We start from the raw sequence: 23,367 nt of genomic DNA, 5'->3' as shown, positions 1-23,367 counted from the left end.
CTTCACGCACCAGGCTTGATACTGGGTTTGCCATTAACCTCCAATAGTTTTTGTTTTTTCGAGAAAAGGCAGTAGAGGACAGGTTTATACACGAATTTATATAAAAACACATTGAAGCTGAGGATCGAACAATGAATCAACTCTCATCGGCTGAATATCTGATGGCTTTGGATGCAGGCACCGGCAGTGTCCGGGCGGTAATATTTGATCTTAATGGCAATCAGATAGCAGCCGGACAGGCTGAATGGCTACATCTGCCAGTACCTGATGTCCCTGGGTCGATGGAGTTTGATTTAACCACCAACTGGAAGTTGACCTGTCAATGCATCCGTCAGGCATTGCATCAGGCCAACTTGCCCGCTAGTGCTATCCGCGCGGTTGCGGCCTGCTCAATGCGCGAAGGGATTGTGCTCTATGACCGCAGCGGCAAACCTATTTGGGCTTGTGCTAATGTGGATGCCCGCGCCAGCCGTGAAGTCAGTGAATTGAAAGAGTTGCACAATAATGGCTTTGAGCTTGAAGTCTATCAGTGCTCCGGTCAGACACTGGCTTTAAGTGCGATGCCTCGATTATTGTGGCTGGCGCATTACCGCCCTGATATTTATCGTCAGGCCGGGACACTCACCATGATAAGCGACTGGCTGGCGAATATGCTCAGTGGCGAACTGGCAGTTGATCCCTCCAATGCGGGCACGACCGGAATGCTGGATTTAGCCACGCGCAACTGGCAGCCGAACTTACTGGAAATGGCCGGACTGCGCGCTGATATCTTATCGCCAGTCAAAGAAACCGGTACTTTGCTCGGGCATGTCACGGCAGAGGCCGCACAAGAGTGTGGTTTGTTGGCAGGAACGCCAGTAGTGATGGGCGGCGGTGACGTACAACTCGGTTGCTTAGGGTTAGGGGTGGTACAACCGGGGCAGACAGCGGTGTTGGGGGGCACTTTCTGGCAGCAGGTGGTTAACCTACCCAAACCGATTACTGATCCCAATATGAATACACGCATTAACCCTCATGTCATTCCCGGCATGGTGCAAGCAGAATCCATCAGCTTCTTTACCGGCCTGACCATGCGCTGGTTCCGTGATGCATTCTGTGCCGAAGAGAAATTACTCGCCCAGCGGTTAGGGATTGATACTTATAGTTTGCTGGAAGATATGGCGGCGCGGGTGCCCGCTGGTGCTTACGGGGTGATGCCTATTTTCTCTGATGTTATGCGCTTTAAATCCTGGTATCACGCCGCACCTTCCTTTATTAACCTGTCGCTCGACCCTGAAAAATGCAACAAAGCCACTTTATTCCGTGCTTTGGAAGAGAACGCAGCAATTGTTTCGGCCTGTAATTTGGCACAAATTGCGGAATTCTCCGGTGTCAAAGCCTCGTCAGTGGTATTTGCCGGCGGCGGTTCAAAAGGCAAACTATGGAGTCAGATTCTGGCGGATGTAACCGGCATTCCAGTTCGTGTACCGGTGGTGAAAGAGGCCACCGCTTTAGGTTGTGCGATTGCAGCAGGTGTCGGCGTTGGGCTATATGAAGCGCTCGATACAACCGGAGAGCGGCTGGTGCGCTGGGAGCGAGAATACCAGCCCAATATTGAACATAAAGCGCTATATCAAGCGGCCAAAACCAACTGGCAAGCAGTGTATACCGATCAGTTGACGTTAGTAGACAGTGGGTTGACGACTTCTCTATGGAAAGCCCCCGGTCTTTAAAATTGACTATCTTACTTGCCAGCTTGAGCTTCGGGGCAGTGCTCATCACCGTCACATACTGATGTATGCTCCGGTTCTTGCGCGCTGTCCGCACTCAATCTGCCTGCGCCGATGACGTCAATTGGTTATATTGTTTGATAAGGGCAGACAACCCAAATGTGAAACGGCGGGGAAACGTGCCGTTGGGGTCGTAGCGACGTAAGTCGCCGGAGCGCCCCTAGGTGCGGTCAACCCGTCGCACACGATCAAATAAAGAATTGCCATGCAGTAAACACTTGGATAGCATTACAGCCCCTCTTTCGTTGCCGATGATGGCGCATCCTATGATGAATACATCAAATAAGACAGAATCACCTGCCGGGCAACTTTCTGCTCCTGCTCGCGTTAGTGCCGTTAATTTACCGGACATACTGCGAGAGAAAGAGAATGTTAAACGCATTTTGGTCATCAAATTACGCCATTTCGGCGATGTTCTCCTCACCACGCCTTTACTCAACACACTAAAAGCCAACTACCCTCAGGCCAAAATCGATGTGCTGTTGTATGGTGGAACGCAAGATATGCTGCGGGAGAACAAAACGGTTAATCATGCATTTATTGTCGACCGTGGCCTAAAACATGCGGGCTTAACGGCTCAAATCAGCGGCGAAAAGGCGCTGTTTAATGCATTGAAAGAGCACCATTATGATCTGATCCTCAATTTATCTGATCAATGGCGAGCCGCCGCTTACTGCCGTTTATTAAAACCGGGTTTTAGCATCGGTTTTCATTACCCAAAACGCGATACCTGGTTATGGCGCTACTGCCACTCCACCTTGGTCGATATTCCCAATGCCGCCGAACGCCACACAGTTCTCAATAATTTGGATATCCTCGCGCCGTTACAACTGACCAATATCAGCACTGACGTCACCATGGCTTATGGCCCGCACGATATTGAGCGAGTAAAACAACTGTGTCAGCAACGTAATATTGCGGATTACATCCTGATTCAACCTTCTGCGCGCTGGAAGTTTAAAACCTGGGCCAGTGAATCATTCAGTCAACTGATAAACCACCTCACTGAGCAGGGCGAGACTGTGCTGTTAACCGGCGGTAAAGACAACGCTGAACTGGACTATATCGCTGACATTATTGCTGGTTGCGCGCAGCCCGAAAAAGTTATTAATTTATCCGGCCTTTTGGCACTGCCGGAACTGGCGGTTTTGATAGATAACGCTAAGTTATTTATTGGTGTGGATTCCGTGGCAATGCATATGGCGGCTGCATTACAAACCCCCGCAGTGGTGCTCTTTGGCCCCAGTAACCTTAATCAATGGCACCCATGGCAGGCTCCGCACACTTTGTTATGGGCGGGTCATTACCGCACATTGCCACACCCTAACGAGATAGATACCGACACGACGGATCGCTATTTGAACGCTATCCCAGTAGATGATGTCATAGATGCCGTTGACGCCTGGCGCACTCAAAGCCAGTAGTATGCTAATAATGGGCTTGTGTCAGCCAATTTTGAGTCTTCCAACCAGCTTAAGCTGAGAGAATTATGATAACTCCATCGACTTCCACGCCGGGCATATCCCCGGCTAACCCGCGTGGTGAAATGCTCAACAGTATTGCGGCATTACTGTTAGGTATCGCTTTACCCACCTCCAACCCACTTATCAATATATCGCTGGTTTTAATTCTTATCAGCTTGATCATTAACCGTAAATCTCTGCCATTAAAACCCTTGCTGACCAACCCATTAGTCTATTTGCCCGCCGCCATGTTTGCACTGTTAGCGCTGTCATTATTGTTTCATCACAACAGTTATGGCCCAGAGATGGTGAGTAAAGATAAAAAATTTCTTTATGTTCTGCCGCTGGCTCTGTTCTTTATTAACCAACCGCAGCGGGTAAAACTGTTTTGCATGGGGTTTCTGGCGGCGAACGCCCTGATATTAGTAGGGTCGCTGGCAGTTGGATTATTGCACATTCCTATTGGTCATATTGATCCTGCCAATCCTACTATCTTTAAATTGCAAATTACCCAGAACTTCTTTCTCGCTCTGTCGGCTATGCTATGGCTGATGCTCGCGGTCAAAAGTCAGGGCTGGAAACGCTGGTGCTATGGCTTGCTGGTGGTAGCAGCCTGTTACAGCATCCTATTTTTGGTATTGGGCCGCACCGGGTATGTTGCTCTGGTTGTTGGCTTAGGGGTATGGCTATTTTTCTCGCTAGGCAGTCGCCAACGCTGGCTCCTGGTGCTGCTGGGAGCCATTGCATTTACGGCACTGCTGCTAATTCCCAATAAAGCGACTCAGCGGATCACTCAAGGTGTGGATGAAATTAAAGTCTGCATGGCGGCCTCTGCGGATAACGTCAATGATGCATGCGCTACGTCAATGGGGCAGCGTTCTGCCTTTGCCATTGAGGCGGTTCGATTAATTAAGGAAGCGCCTATTCTGGGCCACGGTGCTGGCGGCTTTTATTATGAGAACCCGGAAATCAACTACAAGATAAACAACCCACATAACCAATATCTGTTGGAAACTATCCAATCCGGTGTTGTTGGTTTGATTATCTTTCTGGTATGGATTGTCTGCTGTTACCGTGTTATTTGGCAGCAAACACCCGCGCTACGTAATGTCTTGCTGGCGGTATTAACCAGCTATATGGCGTGTAACTTCTTTAATTCATTCTTGCTGGACTCTTCTGAAGGCCATCTATTTATGATTTTTGTCGCTATTTTGGCGGGGTATTCTGTGACAGGTACCCAGCCGCGTTTGGATCATAGGACGACAACGTAGCGGCCATTTTGAGTGAACATCAGCGATAACTGATGAAGTCAACGGCTCCCAATGGGGGCCGTTTTTCATGGTGCTACCGTTGTTATCCTGAATTAGGTCATGATAATAGAGACTTTGGAATTAAAGATATTCTTTAATAAAACCGCGAAGATGTTTATTCAAATAGGGGGGTGTTTAATGAAATGTGAGTTTTACAAACGTAATTAACCAGTTTTATTTACGTCATCTGTGGTAGAGAGGGGAATAATGCGTTTTTGTGTGGGTGAATTCCTACCTTATTTTCATCGCGATAGTCTTTCTCTTTGTCAGATATTTCAACATGAAACATCAATCTTTCTAATGTCAGCATTAAGAAAACTCAGTGTTTTCTTTATTTAAATTAATTAGTTATTGCAGCGTTTTATCTTGTATTGATTGATGCATTAGAAATAAATCACCAGATATTAAATGTAACATGGCGTTAGATCCCATTGATTTCAGTTAGTAGGAATGTAAAGATTCAAAATTAACGACCTTGTAACAATTGTAAGAGAAATTTAAATGAATCCTAAATAGAATCTAAATAATGATTATCCTATTGCCAGTTTTATTGATTTTTTTGATAGGAATGACTATGGCTGTGGCTATAAGAAAGGCATATGACTTTATTTTATAAAAACTAAAAAATCTGCTATGAAATTGGCGATTTTTGGGGTTTTTATCTGTAATTTTAAAGGCTGTGATAAAGTCTGTAATGCAAAGAAAGAGACAATTTTTCTAAGAAATGGCCTATTTTTCCATATGACTTTGCACGGATTAACCTGTTGAATTTATTTGTGTTTTTAATTTTGTTTTCAATGAGTGATCATTAAGCTTAGACCATGAGATTATCAAGTGCAATATGGCGTGAATTCTATTCTTTCTCACACAATTGAAAGCGTGTATCTATTGGGGTTACCCTAAATGACACATATAAAGAAAACAGATTTCTATGCTAATGGAATAGCTTTTATTTAGTGAATTAAACTGGAGAGTTTTCCTCTGAATATTAAAAATGATGATTTAGATCACTATTAGAAAATTCTGATGTGTGTGATAATTTTTGCAACAATTTACATATTGTAAGATTTGGTCTACTTTCCGGACATTATGCAATAGTTTTAAAGGAAGCTATGATAACTATGTATTTATATCGCTAAGTGGGTCCAGGTGAATCTGTTTGTGGGATAAACTCGTCATACTTCAAGCTGCATGTGCGTTGGCTGCGCTTATTACTCGGCCCGTCCATGGGCCTCGCCTCTGCGAGGCCGCTGCAAACAGCGTTCAAATCGGTTCCTGACCGATTTGTCACCCGAATCACTTACTCATGTAAGCTCATCGGGACTCTCTCCCTTGCCGCCTTCCTGCAACTCGAATTATTTAGGGTATAGGCAGAATTTACATTTAACTTAATTTATCCAACGTCATTGAGAACATCATGGCCAATTCATCTACGAATAAATTATCTTTACCGGCCCTAACTTCTTTAGTGGTCGGCTCAATGATCGGTGCCGGTATATTCTCATTACCCGCAACGTTCGGCAGGGCAACAGGTGGTTTTGGTGCACTCATTGCCTGGTGTATCGCTGGTGGTGGGATGTTAATGCTGGCTTTTGTTTTTCAAACATTAGCTCAGCGTAAACCTAATCTGGATTCCGGTGTATTCATATACGCAAAAGAGGGATTTGGTGATTATCTTGGTTTTGCATCTGCATTAGGCTTTTGGGCCGGTACCTGTATTGGTAACGTTTCTTACTTTGTCCTGATCAAATCAACATTAGGGGCGTTCTTCCCAATCTTTGGTGACGGTAATACCATTCCAGCGGTATTAGTGGCCTCGGTTATTCTATGGGGATTCCATATCCTGATATTGCGAGGTGTCAAAGAGGCGGCGGCGATTAATACCATTGCCACCTTCGCAAAAATAATCCCCATTTTTATCTTCGTCATCGTACTGATTTTTGCCTTTAAAGGTGATGTGTTCGCACTGAACTTCTGGGGCACGCCAGATGTAGTTAAGGGTGTTGATTTATCTCATCTGAATGACTACGGCTATGTTGGTCATGCAGCGGCGGTCATGCCAGCGGTTGTTGAACCTGAATCTCTCTTCTCCCAAGTTCGTAGCACCATGTTGGTGACGGTCTTTGTGTTCCTGGGTATTGAAGGCGCGAGTGTGTATTCGCGTTACGCCAAAGAACGTAGCCATGTCGGTATTGCCACGGTTCTGGGCTTTATTGGTGTGCTGTGCTTGTTGGTATTAATCACCATGTTGTCTTACGGTGTGCTGTTGCGTCCTGATTTGGCGGCATTACGTCAGCCATCCATGGCCGGGGTTTTGGAAGCCATAGTCGGGCGCTGGGGAGCCATCTTTATCAGCGTGGGTCTGATTATCTCAGTATTGGGTGCGTATTTATCCTGGTCGCTGTTGGCAGCAGAAGTGCTGTTCTCGGCGGCGAAAAGTAAAAGTATGCCCAAAATATTTGGTACCGAAAACAGCAATGCGGTGCCTTCAGCGGCGGTATGGCTGACCAATATCTTTATTCAAGTGTTCTTAATTCTGACACTGTTTACTGATTATGCTTTCCAACTGGCCTTGGAGTTAACCAGCTCATTAACCCTGATCCCTTATCTGTTGGTGGGGGCTTACGGGCTAAAACTGGCCTGGACCGGTGAAACTTACGAAACCAATGCACGCGGCCACAGAAAAGATCTCATCTTTGCCCTTATTGCCACTTTCTATTCCGCACTGATGATTTATGCCGGTGGTCTGAAATACTTGCTGCTGTCGGCCATCATTTACGGCCCAGGTACGATTTTGTATCTGATTGCCAAACGTGAACAGCATCAGAAAGCGTTTAATACCTACGAAAGAATACTGTTTATCGTTCTTATTGTGGCTGCGGTTGCTGCGATTTATAGCATTGCCACCGGAATCATCACCATATAATTTATTGGAGTTCTTATGTCAGATAAAGCTAAGAAAACTCACACCAAACCCAAATTTGGTGTTCACTCTGAAGTTGGCCAGTTGCACAAAGTTATGGTCTGCGCACCAGGGCGTGCCCATAACCGCCTGACCCCCAGTAATTGTGATGAATTATTATTTGATGATGTTCTGTGGGTTGAAAGAGCCAAACGCGACCATTTTGATTTTATGACCAAAATGCGTGAACGCGGTGTTGATGTGGTGGAAATGCATAATCTGCTGGCCGAAACCGTGGCTATTCCTGCGGCCAAAAAGTGGATTCTGGATCAACAAATTGTACCGAATGAAGTGTCACTGGGTATTCTGCAAGAAACCCGCAGCTATCTGGAAAGCCTGGAGCCGCGCTTGTTAGCTGAAGTGCTGATTGGCGGTTTATCTACCACTGAACTCCATAAAGATGGCAAATGTGACAAAGAAGAGTTGAAGCTGATTCGCGAGGCGGTTGGCATCACGGAATATCTGCTGCCGCCACTACCTAATACACTTTACACCCGCGACACCACTTGCTGGATTTATGGCGGCGTAACGCTGAATCCGCTGTATTGGCCAGCACGTCATGAAGAAACCATTCTGACCACGGCTATCTATAAATTCCATCCAGACTTTGGCGACGCCAATGTGAAGGTGTGGTGGGGCGACCCAACACAGCACCACGGAACCGCGACATTGGAAGGTGGCGATGTGATGCCAATTGGTAACAAAACTGTGCTCATCGGTATGAGTGAGCGCACCTCTCATCAGGCTATTACTCAGTTGGCTCAATCACTGTTTAAAAACAGTGAAGGGCAAGTTGAACGCGTGATGATTGCCGCTATGCCAAAATTGCGTGCTGCCATGCATCTGGATACTGTGTTCACTTTCTGCGACCGCGATGTGGTTACCCTTTATCCGGCGATTGTTAATCAGATTCAAACCTTCTCATTGCGCCCAGATAATGGCCCAACCGGCATTAAATTAAGCCGCGACAAAGGCACATTTGTGGAAGCGGTAGCCGGAGCATTGAACCTGAAAAAACTGCGGGTGGTTGAAACTGAAGGTAATGATTACGACACCGAGCGCCAGCAGTGGGACAGCGGTAATAACATGGTTGCGCTTTCACCAGGAGTGGTGCTGGCTTATGACCGTAATACCAAAACCAACACCCAACTGCGTAAAGAAGGGGTGGAAGTGATTGAGATTGTCGGCAGTGAGTTAGGTCGCGGACGTGGCGGCGGTCATTGTATGACTTGTCCAATCATCCGGGATGCCGTTGATTACTAATTCCCTTCGCCCTTGAAGCCACAGGGTTGTTAGCTGCGCGCACTTACCCGAATCACTTACTTGGGTAAGCTCATCAGGATGCGTTTGCTGGCTGCCTACCTGTGGCTCCAATGACTTTGGGAACCCCCTTCGGCCTTGAAGCCACAGGATTGTTAGCTGCCGCCTACCTGTGGCTCGAATTATTTAGGGTATAGCGCGGTTGCTCTTAAAAAATAGCTGATAGTGAATAGCAGAATAGCGCTATTTCGCTATTGGCTATTTGTCCGTTAAGTTATCTTTATTTTTCACGCAAATAACACTACCCATTTTAGTGCTAATTGTGCTGATCTACTTTTAGGGATATTTACAGGGGGATTATTAATCACACTTTTAAAAAAGCTGGTGCGTCGTATGCCACAGCAAAATGGCGCAGAAAACAGATACAACAGTGTGAATAACTAATCTGCAATAATTTTGAAAATCTGACTCAACGAGATCTTATAGTGAAGATAAAAACAGTCGTCACCTTGCTATTAACGTTTCTTCTCGCTGCTTGCGACAGAACTCCCCCAGAAGTCGTGGAAAGTGTGCGTCCGGTAAAAATATTTACCGTGGAAGACAGTGGACAAAATGGAACGCGTTATTTCCCTGCGCGGCTACAAGCGGGTGATGAAACGCAACTCTCCTTTAAACGTAGCGGGCAACTGCAACAATTACTGGTTCGTGAAGGCGAGCAGGTGAAAAAAGGTCAGGTCATTGCCAAGCTGAATGATACTGATCTGACTCTGCGTGTCAGGGATCGTCAGTCCACCTTTAACCTGGCACGAGATCAGTTTAATCGTTTCAATACCTTGCAAGGTCAAAGGGCTGTCTCACGCGCTGAGTTAGATGTTCGCCGCGCTGAGATGGAATCTGCCCGTGCAGCATTGGAAATTGCACAAAAAGAACTCAGTGATGCCACGATTACCGCCCCGTTCGATGGCATTATCGCCAATGTTAATGCGCGAAACCATCAGGTCATGGCCCCAGGTCAGGCGGTGGCGACCTTAAGCGCATTGGATACGCTGGATGTGGTTTTCAGTGTGCCAGAACGCCTGTTTACCACTCTCGACATAAGCAACCGCAACTACAAGCCAACGGTATTACTTAATCATCTGCCGGGGCGCGAATTTGTTGCGGAATATAAAGAACATACCACCTCAACCACCTCAGCTTCCCAGACCTTCCAGGTCACTCTAACCATGAAACGCCCGCCAGATATGCCATTGCTTTCTGGCATCAGTGGTCGGGTCAGAATCAACTCCGGCAATCTGTCTGGTACTGACCACCCGACGATTGTGGTGCCCGTCGAAGCGGTATTTAACCCTGACAGTGCCCAGTTGAATGATGCGCGTGTTTGGGTCATCAAGAATGATGATGGTCAGATGCACGTTGAAGAACGCAATGTGCAAGTGGGTCAGTTGACAGCGAACGGCATTCAAATCACTTCTGGGTTGGCCGACGGTGAGCAAATTGTCGCTGCCGGCACTGGTGAGCTTCGCCCTAATCAAGTTGTTCGGGCTTGGGTACGTGAGCGGGGTCTCTAATGAAGCTGCTTGATAACTATATCAATAATAGTACCCGTATCTGGTTAACGATTCTGTTGCTGGGTATTGGGGGTATTATTGCCTATCTCAATATAGGCAGGCTGGAAGATCCGGCCTTTACCATCAAAACGGCAGTGGTTGTCACCCGCTATGATGGTGCGTCGGCACAACAGGTTGAAGAGGAAGTGACGTTACCGCTGGAGAATGCCATTCAGGAACTCTCTTATGTCGATGACGTCACCTCCATTTCCAGTGCGGGCTTATCGCAAATTACTATCAATATTCGCGCGCAATATGGGGCGAATGAGTTACCGCAAATCTGGGATGAATTGCGGCGTAAGATAAATGATAACAGTGTGCGGTTGCCACCGGGGGCCAGTGCGCCGATGGTCAACGACGACTTCGGTGATGTGTACGGCTTCTTCTTCTCTCTCACCGGCGATGGCTACAGTAATCAGGATTTACGCAACTTTGCCGAGCAGTTACGGCGTGAGCTGGTACTGGTGCCGGGGGTCGGTAAAGTAGGGATTGTCGGTATCTTGCCTGAAGAAGTTCAGGTGGAGATTTCTCGCGCCCAGATGACCGCCGCAGGTATTACCCCACAACAGTTATCCGACTTGCTGGCTCGTCAGAATGTGGTGTCTGATGCTGGTCAGTTACAGGTTGGCAGCGAGTCGATTCGCCTGCACCCAACCGGTGAATTCCAGAGTGTGCAAGAGCTGGGGAACTTACTGGTCAGTCAGCCCGGTAGCCCAAAAAGTGTGTATTTACGTGACATCGCGACAGTGACGCAAGGTTTTGGTCATTCACCGACCAATATTTACCGTGCTAACGGTAAGCCTGCATTGGCGCTGGGGATCTCATTCGCCCCGAACGTCAACGTGGTGAATGTGGGCAATGCCATTAAAGCTCGACTGGCGCAGTTGGAAGGTGAACGCCCGTCAGGTATGCATATCAATGTGTTTTATGACCAGTCCCATGAAGTAGAGGGGGCGGTCAACGGCTTTATCCTTAACTTCCTACTGGCACTGCTGATTGTTGTTGTCACCCTGCTTATCTTTATGGGGGTGCGCAGCGGTGTGGTGATTGCCATCTCGCTGGCACTGAACGTACTTGGCACCTTGCTCATTATGTGGCTGTTTAATATCGAGCTACAGCGAGTGTCGCTAGGGGCGCTAATTATCGCGCTAAGTATGTTGGTGGATAACGCCATTGTGGTGGTGGAAGGGGTTGTGGTGGGCCGCCAGCGCGGCGAAAGTCTCTCGACGGCGATCGGCAATGTCGTGAAGCGCTCCATGATGCCGTTGTTAGGCGCAACCATTATTGCCATCCTGGCCTTTGCCCCGATTGGTTTGTCCAACGATGCGACCGGTGAATATTGTAAATCGCTATTCCAGGTGCTGTTGATCTCGCTGATGTTGAGCTGGATTACCGCACTGACGCTGACGCCGGTATTTTCTAAGTGGGCATTCCAGAACCAAAAGCCTGCGAAGGTGGATGAGGATAAACCGGCTAAGCAACCTTATGATGGCTGGTTGTTCCGCTATTATCGGGTGGTATTGAATAAATTACTGCAATACCGAGCGGTCACTTTGGTTCTGTTGGCGGCGATGTTAGTGGCATCGGTCGTGGGCTTTGGTAACGTTCGCCAGAGCTTCTTCCCGCCGTCTAACACACCAATCTTCTTTGTTGATATTTGGCTGCCGTATGGCACAGATATCGGTTATACCGAAGGAGTGGCAGATAAGGTCGAGCAGTACATCAAGCAGCAAAAAGGGGTGGCTGACACCATGGCGACAATCGGTCAGGGCGCGATGCGCTTTATGCTGACTTATAACGCCCAACGGCATTATCCTAACTATGCGCAGGTGATGGTTCGAACTGAGCAGCTAGACCAAATACCGGGTTTGATTGATGAAATTGAAGCCTACATGCATGACGAATACCCGCAAGTTGATGCACAGGTAAAACGCATCATGTTCGGGCCGTCAAACAACAGCTCGATTGAAGCCCGCTTTATTGGCCCTGATCCTGAGGTGCTGCGTTCTTTGGCCGCCCAGGCGGAAAAAGCGATCATTGCCGATCCGATGGCCGATGGCGCAAGGCATGACTGGCAAGATCGTAGCAAAATGATCCGACCTCAATTCTCTGATTATCTGGGCCGCGAGCTGGGTGTAGATAAACGCGAGGTTGATGGCACCTTGCGCATGAGTTTTGGTGGCTTGCCGGTTGGCTTATACCGCGATGGGACGCGCCTGATGCCGATTGTGTTGCGCACACCGGATTCCGAGCGACTCAATGCTGAACGGCTCAATGATGTGATGGTCTGGAGTCAGGCACGCCAGGCCTTTATCCCGATCGATAACGTCGTGACCAGTTTTGAGACCGAGTGGGAAGATCCACTTATCATGCGGCTGGATCGCAAACGGACATTGACGGTGCAAACTGATCCAACTCAGCAAGGGGGCGAAACCTCGGCTGAGTTATTACAGCGCATCAGACCAGGGGTTGAGTCTATTCAATTGCCGCGCGGCTATGAACTTGAATGGGGCGGTGACTACGAAAGTACCAAAGAAGCACAACGAGGTATTTTCATCAGCTTACCGATAGCATTCCTGATTATGTTTGTGGTGACCGTCTTGATGTTTAGCTCTGTGCGTAATGCGCTGGCTATCTGGCTGACGGTGCCATTAGCACTGATTGGTGTGACCGTGGGCTTCTTGCTCACCGGTATTCCATTTGGTTTTATGGCCTTACTGGGGCTATTGAGCCTGAGTGGGATGTTGATACGTAACGGCATTGTGCTGGTGGAAGAAATTGGCCTCCAGCGGCAGGAAAAACCACTGCGTGATGCCATTATTGATGCTTCCACTGCGCGTTTGCGCCCTATCATGTTAACCGCATTTACCACGGTCTTGGGGCTGGCCCCGCTGCTCAGCGATGCTTTCTTCCAGAGTATGGCGGTGGTGATTATGTTTGGTCTGGGCTTTGCAACTGTACTGACCCTACTGGTGTTGCCAGTGATATATAGCTGTATGAACCCGGAACCAAAAGAAAAGGCGCATGATGAGCCAGTTAGTGAATAACTGAGCGTCTCGTGTCTGAAATAACTTCAGCAGCTCCATTCTTGGGGCTGCTTTTTTTTTGCCTTATAACAAATGATGCTGATTCATCTTGCTGCTAATAAAGCATTCTGTGCACTAGCTCTCTTCCTGCCCCTGACCTTTCACACGTTCGTTTCACTATGAAACCCCATTAAGCGATCACCGTTTCATTTTGGAACGTTTTAATTATCGATTTTCAGCCTGTTTTTTGCGCTTATAGTGGTTCCAGTTTCATCAAATTGACCCTAAAAAAAGATTCATTCTTACGTTCTCTCTTACGCTATAGGAGCAAGGTATGCTGAAAGTCATTCAATCTCCGTCTAAATATATTCAAGGTGCCAATGCACTACAGTCCATTGGCGAATTTGCTAAGTTACTGGCTAATAACTACTTTATTATTGCTGATGATTTTGTAATGAAGCTAACGGCGGATGCTGTTGGCACCAGCTTGCAAGACAGTGAGCTGGAAAATCATTTCAGCCGTTTTAACGGTGAATGTTCCCGCCACGAAATTGAGCGCTTAACGGTTGAACTGAAAAAACATAAATGTAATGGGGTGATTGGTATCGGTGGCGGTAAAACCCTCGATACAGCAAAAGCGATTGCTCACTATCAGCATATCCCAGTGATTGTGGTACCGACTATCGCTTCTACCGATGCGCCAACCAGTGCGCTGTCAGTGATTTATACCGAACAGGGTGAGTTCGCCGAATATCTGATTTATCCAAAAAACCCAGACATCGTGCTGATGGACACCGCGATTATTGCCAAAGCGCCGGTACGTTTGCTGATCTCCGGCATGGGCGATGCGCTTTCTACTTACTTTGAAGCTCAGGCCTGTTTTGATGCCAAGGCCATCAGCATGGCGGGCGGCGCATCGACATTAGCCGCCGTCACTCTGGCCCGTTTGTGTTACGAAACCTTGTTGGCAGAGGGCTACAAAGCCAAACTGGCTGTTGAAGCTGGGGTGGTTACCGAAGCCGTGGAGCGCATCATTGAAGCCAATACTTATCTGAGTGGTATTGGTTTTGAAAGTAGTGGCCTGGCAGCAGCTCACGCCATTCATAACGGTTTCACTGTATTGGAAGAGTGTCATCACCTGTACCACGGTGAAAAAGTCGCTTTTGGCACCCTGACCCAGTTGGTATTACAGAACAGCAGCATGGAAGAGATCGAAACCGTGCTCTCATTCTGCCAACAACTCGGTTTACCAATCACATTGGCCGAAATGGGTGTTTCACAGGATATCGAACGCAAAATTCGCGCGGTCGCCGAGGCCAGCTGTGCTGAGGGTGAAACTATTCACAATATGCCGTTTGCCGTCACAGCAGACAGTGTTTATGCCGCTATTATTGTGGCTGACCGTTTAGGCCAGGCTTTCCTCAATTAAGTGATTCGACAGACAAGTTAACTGACTGAGTATGCCGATGTCCCTCATCATCGGCTGCTCTCTTTCCCAGGCATTCCCGTTCGCGGAGCATAAAATGAAAAAATTAATTAACAGCGTTGAGAGTGTATTGCAGGAACAAATTAAGGGGCTGGTAGAGGCCCATCCTGAGCTGGTATTGCATCAGGAGCCCGTTTTTGTCACCCGCAGAGATGCGCCGGTGAAGGGAAAAGTTGCGCTGATGTCTGGTGGTGGCAGTGGCCATGAGCCTATGCATTGTGGGTTTATCGGTGAAGGCATGTTGGATGGGGCTTGCCCCGGTGAGATTTTCACCTCACCCACGCCAGACCAAATGTTTGAATGCGCTAAAGCCATTGATGGCGGGCAGGGCGTGCTGATGCTGATTAAAAACTACACTGGCGACATTCTGAATTTTGAAACGGCGGCAGAACTGCTGCATGCCGAGGGTACCGCAGTGGCAACACTGGTGATTGACGACGATGTAGCTGTTAAAGACAGCTTGTATACCGCCGGGCGGCGGGGGGTGGCCAATACCGTTATTGTTGAAAAGTTACTCGGCGCGGCAGCGGTTCGTGGTGATTCATTGGATGAATGCGTAGCACTCGGTCAGAAAATCAACAATCAAGGGCATTCTATTGGTATCGCGCTGGGAGCTTGCACTGTGCCAGCCGCGGGCAAACCATCCTTTACCTTGGCCGAAAACGAGATGGAATTCGGCGTGGGTATTCATGGAGAACCGGGTATTGAACGGCGACCATTTACCTCTTTGAATGACACCGTGGATGCAATGTTCGAGACCTTGATTGAACACGGTCACTATAAGCGCAAACTGCGTCATTGGGACAGACAAGCTGGCGACTGGTGCGAAACAGAACAAAGTAAGTTGCCATTGGCGAAAGGTGATCGAGTCATTGCTATGGTCAATAATTTGGGGGCGACACCATTATCAGAATTGTATGGTGTCTGGCACCGTCTGGCCGCTTGCTGCGCTGAATTCGGTTTGATCGTCGAGCGCAAACTGATCGGCTCTTATTGCACTTCACTGGATATGCAGGGCGTGTCTATCACACTAGTAAAAGTTGATGATGAACTGTTGTCATTGTGGGATGCGCCGGTCAATACCCCTGCGTTGGTTAAAAAATAATGCATCAGGAGAAAACCATGGGACTTACCAAACAACAAATTGTCAGTTGGTTACAGCTCTGTGCTGAGGTGTTCAGTGAACAGCGGGATTTCCTGACACAGCTGGATACCGAAATCGGGGACGGCGACCACGGCCTGAATATGAATCGTGGTTTTAATAAAGTGGTCGAAAAACTGCCCTCTTTTGCGGATAAAGACATTGGTTTTATTCTGAAAAATACCGGTATGACTCTGCTTTCAAGTGTTGGTGGTGCCAGTGGCCCCTTATTCGGCACCTTCTTTATCCGTGCCGCACAAAGTACCAATGCCAAACAGAGCCTTGATCTGCCAGCCGTTTGCCAGATGTTTAAAGATGGTGTTGAAGGGGTGGTGATGCGCGGTAAAGCTGAACCGGGCGATAAAACCATGTGTGATGTTTGGTGGGCTGTGGTGGCGCAACTTGAACAGGCAAACCAGCAGGGCGTGCCACTGGTGGATGCTTTGCAGCAAAGTGTCGAACGCGCACAGCAGGCATTGGCGGGAACTATCACCATGCAGGCCCGCAAAGGCCGCGCCAGTTACCTTGGCGAGCGCAGCATTGGTCATCAAGACCCAGGGGCGACGTCAGCGATGTTGATGATGCAGGCTCTATGGCAGGTTGCCAGCCGCTAATGTGGTTTAACCGACAAGATTATCAGGAGAAAAGATGGTCAATCTCGTTGTAGTTTCTCATAGCGCGCTGCTGGCTCAGGGGGTGGCAGAACTGGCACAGCAAATGACACAAGGGGGTTGCCAGTTAGCGGTGGCCGCCGGTGTAGACGACGTGGATCATCCTATTGGCACGGATGCCATCAAAGTGATGGAAGCCATTGAATCCGTTTACTCCCCCACAGGCGTATTGGTGTTGATGGATTTAGGCAGCGCATTACTCAGTGCGGAAACAGCACTCGAGTTATTAGACCCAGAGATGGCACAAAATGTGCAACTCTGCGCAGCCCCACTGGTCGAAGGGACTCTGGCCGCGGTGGTGGCAGCTTCATCCGGTGCTTCACTGGCGGAGGTACGTGCTGAAGCTATGGGGGCATTGGTGGCAAAAGCTGCGCAATTAGGTGAGGACATTGCGCCCGATGCTAACAGTGCGGTGGCGATCAAGGCGGCCCCCGATGCACAAAGTGTCTGTTGGATCGTCCGCAATCCTAACGGGTTACATGTTCGGCCAGCGGCCAAATTGGTCGAAGTGCTAGCGCCATTTACCGCAGATTTGTTGCTGGAAAAAAATGGTCAATGCGTTAATCCGCGTAGCCTGAATCAGCTCGCCATTTTGCAAGTACGTAAGGGCGATACCATTCGTCTGTTAGCCAGTGGTGAACAGGCCGGTGAGGCGTTGGATGCTTTTATGCAACTGGCTCACCAGCATTTTGGCGAGTCCGTAAGCACCATCAGTGATAGTGGATTTACTGGCGTAATGGTTCCTCGTGGGGCTATCACTGCACCAGTATTCCAGTGGTTACCTGCTATTCCAGTGTTCGTACCGCAAACCATTAATGCCGGGAGCATTGCTAATGAACAATTGCGTTTGCATCAGGCCTTAGCTCACACCGTGGCTGATTTGCAGCAATTGGCACAGCAGGCAGAGCAGCAAATTAGTGCTCAGGCAGCAGCTATCTTCAATGCCCATGCCATTCTGATTGATGATGAAGAGTTATATGTATCGATGGATAAGCGGATAGAACAGCAGTTGGTATGTGCAGAATCGGCATTGCGGGATGAGTTGATGAGCATGGTGGCAGACTATCAGGCACTGGCTGATGACTATTTGCGTGTCCGCGAACTGGATATTCGTGATATTCTTAATCGTGCTTTGGGCCATTTGACCGGGTTGCCGCCCATTCCCCTTTCAGTCGACCGTGAAATTTTACTGTTGGCAGAGGAGCTATTCCCTTCGCAAATGATTGGGTTAAATCGGCAGCAAGTAAAAGGTATCTGTTTAACTAAAGGACACATCCTCTCTCACAGCGCGATTTTGGCAACAGAATTGGATATCCCGATGTTAGTCGGGGCTGTGGGTTGCCTTGACGCCAGCCGTAATGGTCAAAGCGCCTTATTGGATACCGCAACTGGAGTATTCAAACTCCAGTAAGCGGCATAAGTCTTCAACACACATAATCTCTTTGAAATAGCAGTCTCAACCCAGGGCTGCTATTTGAGGAATTAAGTGACTCAGTGGCGTTAGAATTTGTTTTTTCCAGTGATAGCGCGTTTTTATTAATGTGGCGCTTGCCAGCCTGATATCCGCTATTTCACGTTCTGTTAATTGGCATACATGGTATATCACTTTTGCTAAATCTATAGCGTCACCTGGAATATGTAGGAACCCATTAATACCGTGCTCAACTTGTTCTCGCAGACCACCTGAGTCGGCGACAACTAATATTGCACCCTGCTTTCTGGCTAACCAGCGCGACTCCATAGGAATTAATCCATTCGGTTCATTTTCGGCAGAAAGAACACACACCCGCGTATTACGCCACTGAATCAGGCAGGCCATCAGTTCGCGATCAAAAGAATTTATAACTGAAGCGTGTATATCAAGCTGGCTGGCTAATACTGATAACTCTGGCAACACAGGATCACAGACGATAACGGTATGAATATCATCACCCAGATAACTGGCTGCCGTCAGTAACAAATCATAGCGCTTATAATGCACACCTCTCCCAAGCGTAATAGCCAACGGATTATCGAGTGGTATTCCGTGAGCAGATAGTGTATCGCAAATCTCTTGTTCACTACGTATCCGAAACCATGGATCGTTAATATTTACCCCAGCGGGAACCGGTATCATTGTTCGAGGATCAGCACCATATTGTGAAACTAAATGATCGGCCAGAAAATTACTGATAGTACCTAGCTTGATATTAGGATCAATCTTCGCCCATTGAACAGGCAATGATTCGGCCATAAGCCTGTCAGGATTAGGTAATGGCATTTCATGATTGAATGCTGTGCCATGAGAAACATAGATGACCTTTAAATTTTCTCCTTCAACAGCAGTATGTAAGCTGACAATTAAAGGGGTAAACGAAAATGGTAACTCATGGCAAAATGCCAAGGTAATATCGTAATTCTCACTAATATCAATAATCTTTGCTGCTGCGGCGGCAGAGGATATTTTCCAGTTTTGTAAGTTACCGAGAAAAGCATCACCGTAAGGCCATAAACACCCCGTTTCGTTACCCAACGTCATGTTGGGTACCGTTGAGAATGTTCCTCCTATCTCATGAATTTCTTCTATATAATGGGCGTGGCAATCAATATCAAAAAATGCATTATATTTATTGTATGCAATCTCAATAAAATGTGGTTCCAGGCAGATATTATGGGTGGATAAAAAATCTATCACCTCAGGTAGTGCCTGAATTTGTCCTCTGATATAAGAGCCGACACCCCCAACGAAGATTTGGATACCTTCTGTGGATAAATGGATAATACCTATTTTTAGTGTATTTTTTTTGTGAATGAGGAATACATTTTCTTGCATATAAAACCTCGCGATTTTAACGAGAAACACCATTGATTATTTTACTTCTTCGAAACCTTATAATTATTGATAAACAAAACATCTAAACCGCAATGCAAAAATAGTTCAATGACATCTTTGGGTGTTTCTACTATTGGCATACCTCTAATATTGAGTGAGGTATTTAGTAATAGGGGTATTTTAGTCTGTTCAAAAAAAGAAGTTATCAATTTATGGAATTTTCTATTGATATCTTTTTTAACAGTTTGAACGCGAGCACTTCCATCAATATGGACGATTGAAGGAAGATCAGTTCTGTATTGTTCTTTTACATAGGCAATAAATAACATGTAGTCACTGTCATGATTTAAGTGGAAATATTCCTGCACTTTTTCATGTAAAATAGCGGGTGCAAAAGGTCGGAAATCTTCGCGAAATTTCACATTGGTATTAATGTGATCTTTCATCTGTGCGCTGCGGGGATCGGCAAGAATGCTTCTGTTGCCCAGCGCACGCGGCCCGAATTCAGACTCCCCTTGAAACCATGCAATGACCTGACCAGATGCAATTGAGTCGGCTGCCATGGCTTCAATATTTTCGCAGTAAGTGTATTCAATTTTATCGCTGTATTTTTCAAGCTCAGTTATTACACTAATATCATTATAGTTCTTACCAAAAAATGGTGAACCAGTATGTTTGACTCGTTCTTTTTTAAGGACTTCCAGCCAACCATAATAACAACACCCGATGGAAAGCCCATTGTCACCTGCCGCAGGTTGAATATACAAGTTATCAAAATCACACCCATTAATGAGTTTTTCATTTGCGGTAGCATTTAACGCAACCCCTCCGGCATAAGCGAAGTTCTTCATCGGATGAAGTTGGTAGTAATAGTTAAACAGGTAGAATAAAGCCTCTTCAAGTTTGGTTTGTGCCCAATAGGCCAAGTCTGCATAATATTGGAAGTTATTTTGAAAATGTGCTGGATCAGTATTTAACAATGGGTCTATATTTGTCCACCAGTCATTAAGTAATATTATTTTTCCTGAATTGAAAAAGAACGGTTGCCAATCAATCGCATTTGCTCTGCCGTAGGGAGCCAGACCCATTAACTTCCCTGCACAGTCAAGTTCACCAAAAATATATAAGGCAATGCCCTCGTAAAATTCACCAATAGAATTTTCTATTTCCCATGTTGAAACGGGATAAGTTTTTCTATCCTTCCGATTAACCCAGCGGGAGAAGTCTTTAAAGATGGGTAGCATTTTGCCATTTTGATACACGTAGTAACTGCATGTTTCCCAATAACGGTAACGATTATTATAATGTATATTATCCGTGTTGTAGACATTACCATTAATATCATTACAGTTATCTACGCTGCCACCATGTCCATCAATAACCACAACCCCCATATCTTCAAAAGGAGATGTACCTATTGCACTATAAGCATGGGCTAAGTGATGTGAAAGTGTCACCACAGGTACCATAGCAGGTAAGATCCTGTTTTTACGGTATTCTAATTGCTCACTAAAGATTGGATTATGAGAATTTTGCTCTACGATTAATGCCAGATCATTATATTCAATACCCGCCGCGTCTAAACAGTATTGAATGGTGGCATTATCATTGAAACCATCATGTTTGATTCTTGATATTCTTTCTTTTTCTATTGCAAATATAATTTCTCCGTCTTTCATTAGACAGGTTGAACCATCATGGGATAGGGCAGTGCCAAGAATATAAATGGGTTTATGCATAATTAATATCCTTATTAATTTACAATAAAGTCAGTTAAGTATATAAGCGAGACGCCGAGATAGTGCGAGTGTCGTTAATGACGGGTTGGCTGCACCGGGTCGCGGAAATGTACTAGGGCCGATAGCAAATAGATTATTAATTTGATTAAATTCATGATTATCATTTAATATTTCACCTAAGGGTAATGTGCTACCTTCATGGTTTTCTGTACCCAGAGGACTAATCCATGTTATTGGGACATTGTAATTGACGATCCTTAATGGCGATCTCATTTGCTTGTGGACATCTCCCATTGTGCGGGCATGGATAATAAATTCTGTTTGAAAATCTAAACATTCAAATGGGATTTTTGTATTGCGGCATACTTCACGCCAGAATATATCTAATTCATGCTTCTCTTTTTTAATCAGCGCATCATCTGCATAGCCCAAATCACACGAAATGGATAATGGCAAGGTTTCCCCATTCGTTGCTATGCTGATATTTGTATGAGCAGAAGGGATTTGTTCACCCATTGTCCATGCTTCTAATTCAATACCAATATCTGACTTGTTGATAGTAAAAAACAAATTAAAACGCTCACCACTTAAGCTAGGGCTAAAAAATATAGTGTCGGGATGACTCTCAATTAACTTTTTGAGTTTATCTGAGGCTTTATCGTGCTCAATAGTGACATTAAATCCTTGAACAATATGATCAACAAGGCCGGTTATTTTTTTCTCTATCAAAATCCCCGAATCATAAAGTGCTTGAGTGGCTAAACGTGAATTTTCAATTGTCCCTAAGGCAAGTACGCATTTATCTGCCAATACATGGCGTATCTCATTAGATGCCATATTTCTTAATTTAGCACCGATGCATTTCCCATTTGCAATAATAAGCGCGACAGCTTCATGCCCGGCGATAATGAGTGGGGTTGTGCTGAGTTTATTATCTTGCTTCCAATAGGATAGGGGAGAATAGGCTTCCCAACGCTCATCTTTTCCTAGTGTTCGGGTGGCCTGCGGGGCGACTTTGAATTCAAAATTAGCAAATTTAAAGCAATAGTCTGCATCATAGTTCTTTTCTGCCCAAGCTAAGATTTCAGACTGTACCTGTGTATAAAGGGATGGGCCTTCTAACCAGTTCTCGGTGAGATCACTGACAATCTTTGCTGGCCAGTATTTGAGCGTTTCGGCTTCAATTGGCAAAATAACACCATGCCAATAGAGTGACCTGCCACCCACTCTGCGTCGCAAGCATGTTCCTTTTGAATAATGTGGTTCACTTAAAGATCGCCACGAACGGTAAGCATATTTATCTGATTCCTCATTCTTCCAAAATTCATCAGCTCGCTGAAACTCTTCCCCTGCATTTATATGGTTGCAATCATCAGCTGGCCCTGCTTCTATAATGACAATATTTTCTATCTCTCTATTATTTAAATGTTTTGCTAATTCTAAACCTGACATCCCTCCGCCTAATATTAGAATATCAATTTTATCAGGAATTTCTGAAGAATTTTCAGATATTGCCGTCTTCGTAATATTCATAATGTATCCTCTTAGGTATGATGTTTATTTATAAAGCAATGGGTTGACGTCAAATTCGTGTGATTCACTCCTTAATTGATATATAAAATCTTGCCATGGATTTATAGGAAACTTTGATTGAATAAGAAGCTTATTACTGACTAACTGCATTTTTATTCCTATCTCGCCGGCAGCATGCATACACATCCATTCAAATAGTTGTTGTGCCGCATCTCTGGGGAAATCGGGATCAACTTTTATATGGTGGTATTCGGAGCCATAGAATTCAGTAAAAGCAGAGTATTCGGTTACGGCGCAGGGAATAGTATAAATAGCTGCTAGTGCGGGGCCTAAACCAACGCTTTCAACATTTTTTACATTTGGTGTAAATAAAACAGCACCAGACAAAGCATGACAAATAATGAGCAAATCAACTTCATTTAAACACCATTTATTATTTTTATTTCTATAAGTTTGAAGAGGAACCTCATCCAAAAAAATGATATCATCATTAAGATGTAATATATTCACCTGCTCTTTTAGATAATCTGCATACTCAGGGTCTTCATTCATATTCCCGAATATAAGTAATTTTGGGAGGAGTAAATC

Annotated in this window: 14 protein-coding genes and 2 pseudogenes; 12 read left to right on the top strand and 4 right to left on the bottom strand. The window is 46.1% G+C overall.

Going from position 1 to position 23,367, the window contains the following annotated elements; translation table 11 throughout:
• Positions 1–131 precede the first annotated feature (131 nt).
• The 12 genes and pseudogenes from lsrK (at position 132) to dhaM (ending at position 18,106) form a co-directional block, all read left to right on the top strand.
• Positions 132–1,712, top strand: coding sequence for an autoinducer-2 kinase (lsrK, locus tag HU019_RS02970; protein ID WP_174849907.1), 1,581 nt, complete (start codon positions 132–134; stop codon positions 1,710–1,712).
• A 323-nt stretch (positions 1,713–2,035) separates the two neighbouring features.
• On the top strand, positions 2,036–3,193 hold the full coding sequence (gene rfaQ / locus HU019_RS02965) for a putative lipopolysaccharide heptosyltransferase III (RefSeq protein WP_174849906.1): 1,158 nt from the start codon (positions 2,036–2,038) through the stop codon (positions 3,191–3,193).
• Between the two features lie 65 nt (positions 3,194–3,258).
• Positions 3,259–4,503 (top strand): O-antigen polysaccharide ligase WaaL-ps, encoded by a 1,245-nt coding sequence (gene waaL-ps, locus HU019_RS02960; protein ID WP_174849905.1) that lies wholly within the window; start codon positions 3,259–3,261, stop codon positions 4,501–4,503.
• A gap of 1,456 nt (positions 4,504–5,959) precedes the next feature.
• Positions 5,960–7,468 (top strand): amino acid permease, encoded by a 1,509-nt coding sequence (locus tag HU019_RS02955; RefSeq protein WP_174849904.1) that lies wholly within the window; start codon positions 5,960–5,962, stop codon positions 7,466–7,468.
• Positions 7,469–7,483: 15 nt separating this feature from the next.
• Positions 7,484–8,767 (top strand): arginine deiminase, encoded by a 1,284-nt coding sequence (arcA, locus tag HU019_RS02950; protein ID WP_174849903.1) that lies wholly within the window; start codon positions 7,484–7,486, stop codon positions 8,765–8,767.
• Between the two features lie 250 nt (positions 8,768–9,017).
• Positions 9,018–9,208, top strand: a pseudogene (locus tag HU019_RS20225) (LapA family protein).
• Positions 9,209–9,249: 41 nt separating this feature from the next.
• On the top strand, positions 9,250–10,332 hold the full coding sequence (locus HU019_RS02945) for an efflux RND transporter periplasmic adaptor subunit (protein WP_174849902.1): 1,083 nt from the start codon (positions 9,250–9,252) through the stop codon (positions 10,330–10,332).
• A complete protein-coding gene (locus tag HU019_RS02940; RefSeq protein ID WP_174849901.1) occupies positions 10,332–13,418 on the top strand; it encodes an efflux RND transporter permease subunit in 3,087 nt (1,028 codons plus the stop codon). The genes HU019_RS02945 and HU019_RS02940 overlap by 1 nt, the downstream gene beginning before the upstream one ends.
• A 313-nt stretch (positions 13,419–13,731) precedes the next feature.
• Entirely contained in the window at positions 13,732–14,826 is a 1,095-nt protein-coding gene (locus tag HU019_RS02935; RefSeq protein WP_174849900.1) for a glycerol dehydrogenase, read from the top strand.
• 94 nt (positions 14,827–14,920) lie between these two features.
• Positions 14,921–15,988 (top strand): dihydroxyacetone kinase subunit DhaK, encoded by a 1,068-nt coding sequence (gene dhaK, locus HU019_RS02930; RefSeq protein ID WP_174849899.1) that lies wholly within the window; start codon positions 14,921–14,923, stop codon positions 15,986–15,988.
• 17 nt (positions 15,989–16,005) lie between these two features.
• A complete protein-coding gene (gene dhaL, locus HU019_RS02925; protein ID WP_174849898.1) occupies positions 16,006–16,638 on the top strand; it encodes a dihydroxyacetone kinase subunit DhaL in 633 nt (210 codons plus the stop codon).
• Between the two features lie 34 nt (positions 16,639–16,672).
• Complete coding sequence (gene dhaM, locus HU019_RS02920) at positions 16,673–18,106, top strand: dihydroxyacetone kinase phosphoryl donor subunit DhaM (protein WP_174849897.1); 1,434 nt, start codon at positions 16,673–16,675, stop codon at positions 18,104–18,106.
• 45 nt (positions 18,107–18,151) lie between these two features.
• Here the strand turns inward: dhaM and HU019_RS02915 are convergent, their stop codons facing one another.
• From HU019_RS02915 to HU019_RS02900, 4 genes and pseudogenes are all read right to left on the bottom strand, one after another.
• The gene (locus HU019_RS02915; RefSeq protein ID WP_174849896.1) at positions 18,152–19,507 is read right to left on the bottom strand and encodes a glycosyltransferase family 4 protein; all 1,356 of its coding nucleotides are present in this window, start codon (positions 19,505–19,507) and stop codon (positions 18,152–18,154) included.
• A gap of 41 nt (positions 19,508–19,548) precedes the next feature.
• A complete protein-coding gene (locus HU019_RS02910; protein WP_174849895.1) occupies positions 19,549–21,246 on the bottom strand; it encodes a carbamoyltransferase family protein in 1,698 nt (565 codons plus the stop codon).
• A 30-nt stretch (positions 21,247–21,276) separates the two neighbouring features.
• Positions 21,277–22,779 (bottom strand): GMC family oxidoreductase, encoded by a 1,503-nt coding sequence (locus HU019_RS02905; RefSeq protein ID WP_174849894.1) that lies wholly within the window; start codon positions 22,777–22,779, stop codon positions 21,277–21,279.
• A gap of 24 nt (positions 22,780–22,803) precedes the next feature.
• Positions 22,804–23,367: pseudogene (locus HU019_RS02900) on the bottom strand (hypothetical protein); the annotation flags it as partial.

The sequence above is a fragment of the Yersinia artesiana genome, assembly GCF_902726545.1.
Classification (GTDB): Bacteria; Pseudomonadota; Gammaproteobacteria; order Enterobacterales; family Enterobacteriaceae; genus Yersinia; species Yersinia artesiana.
The sequence above is the reverse complement of the archived record's forward strand: the minus strand, read 5'-3'. Positions and strand labels throughout refer to the sequence as shown.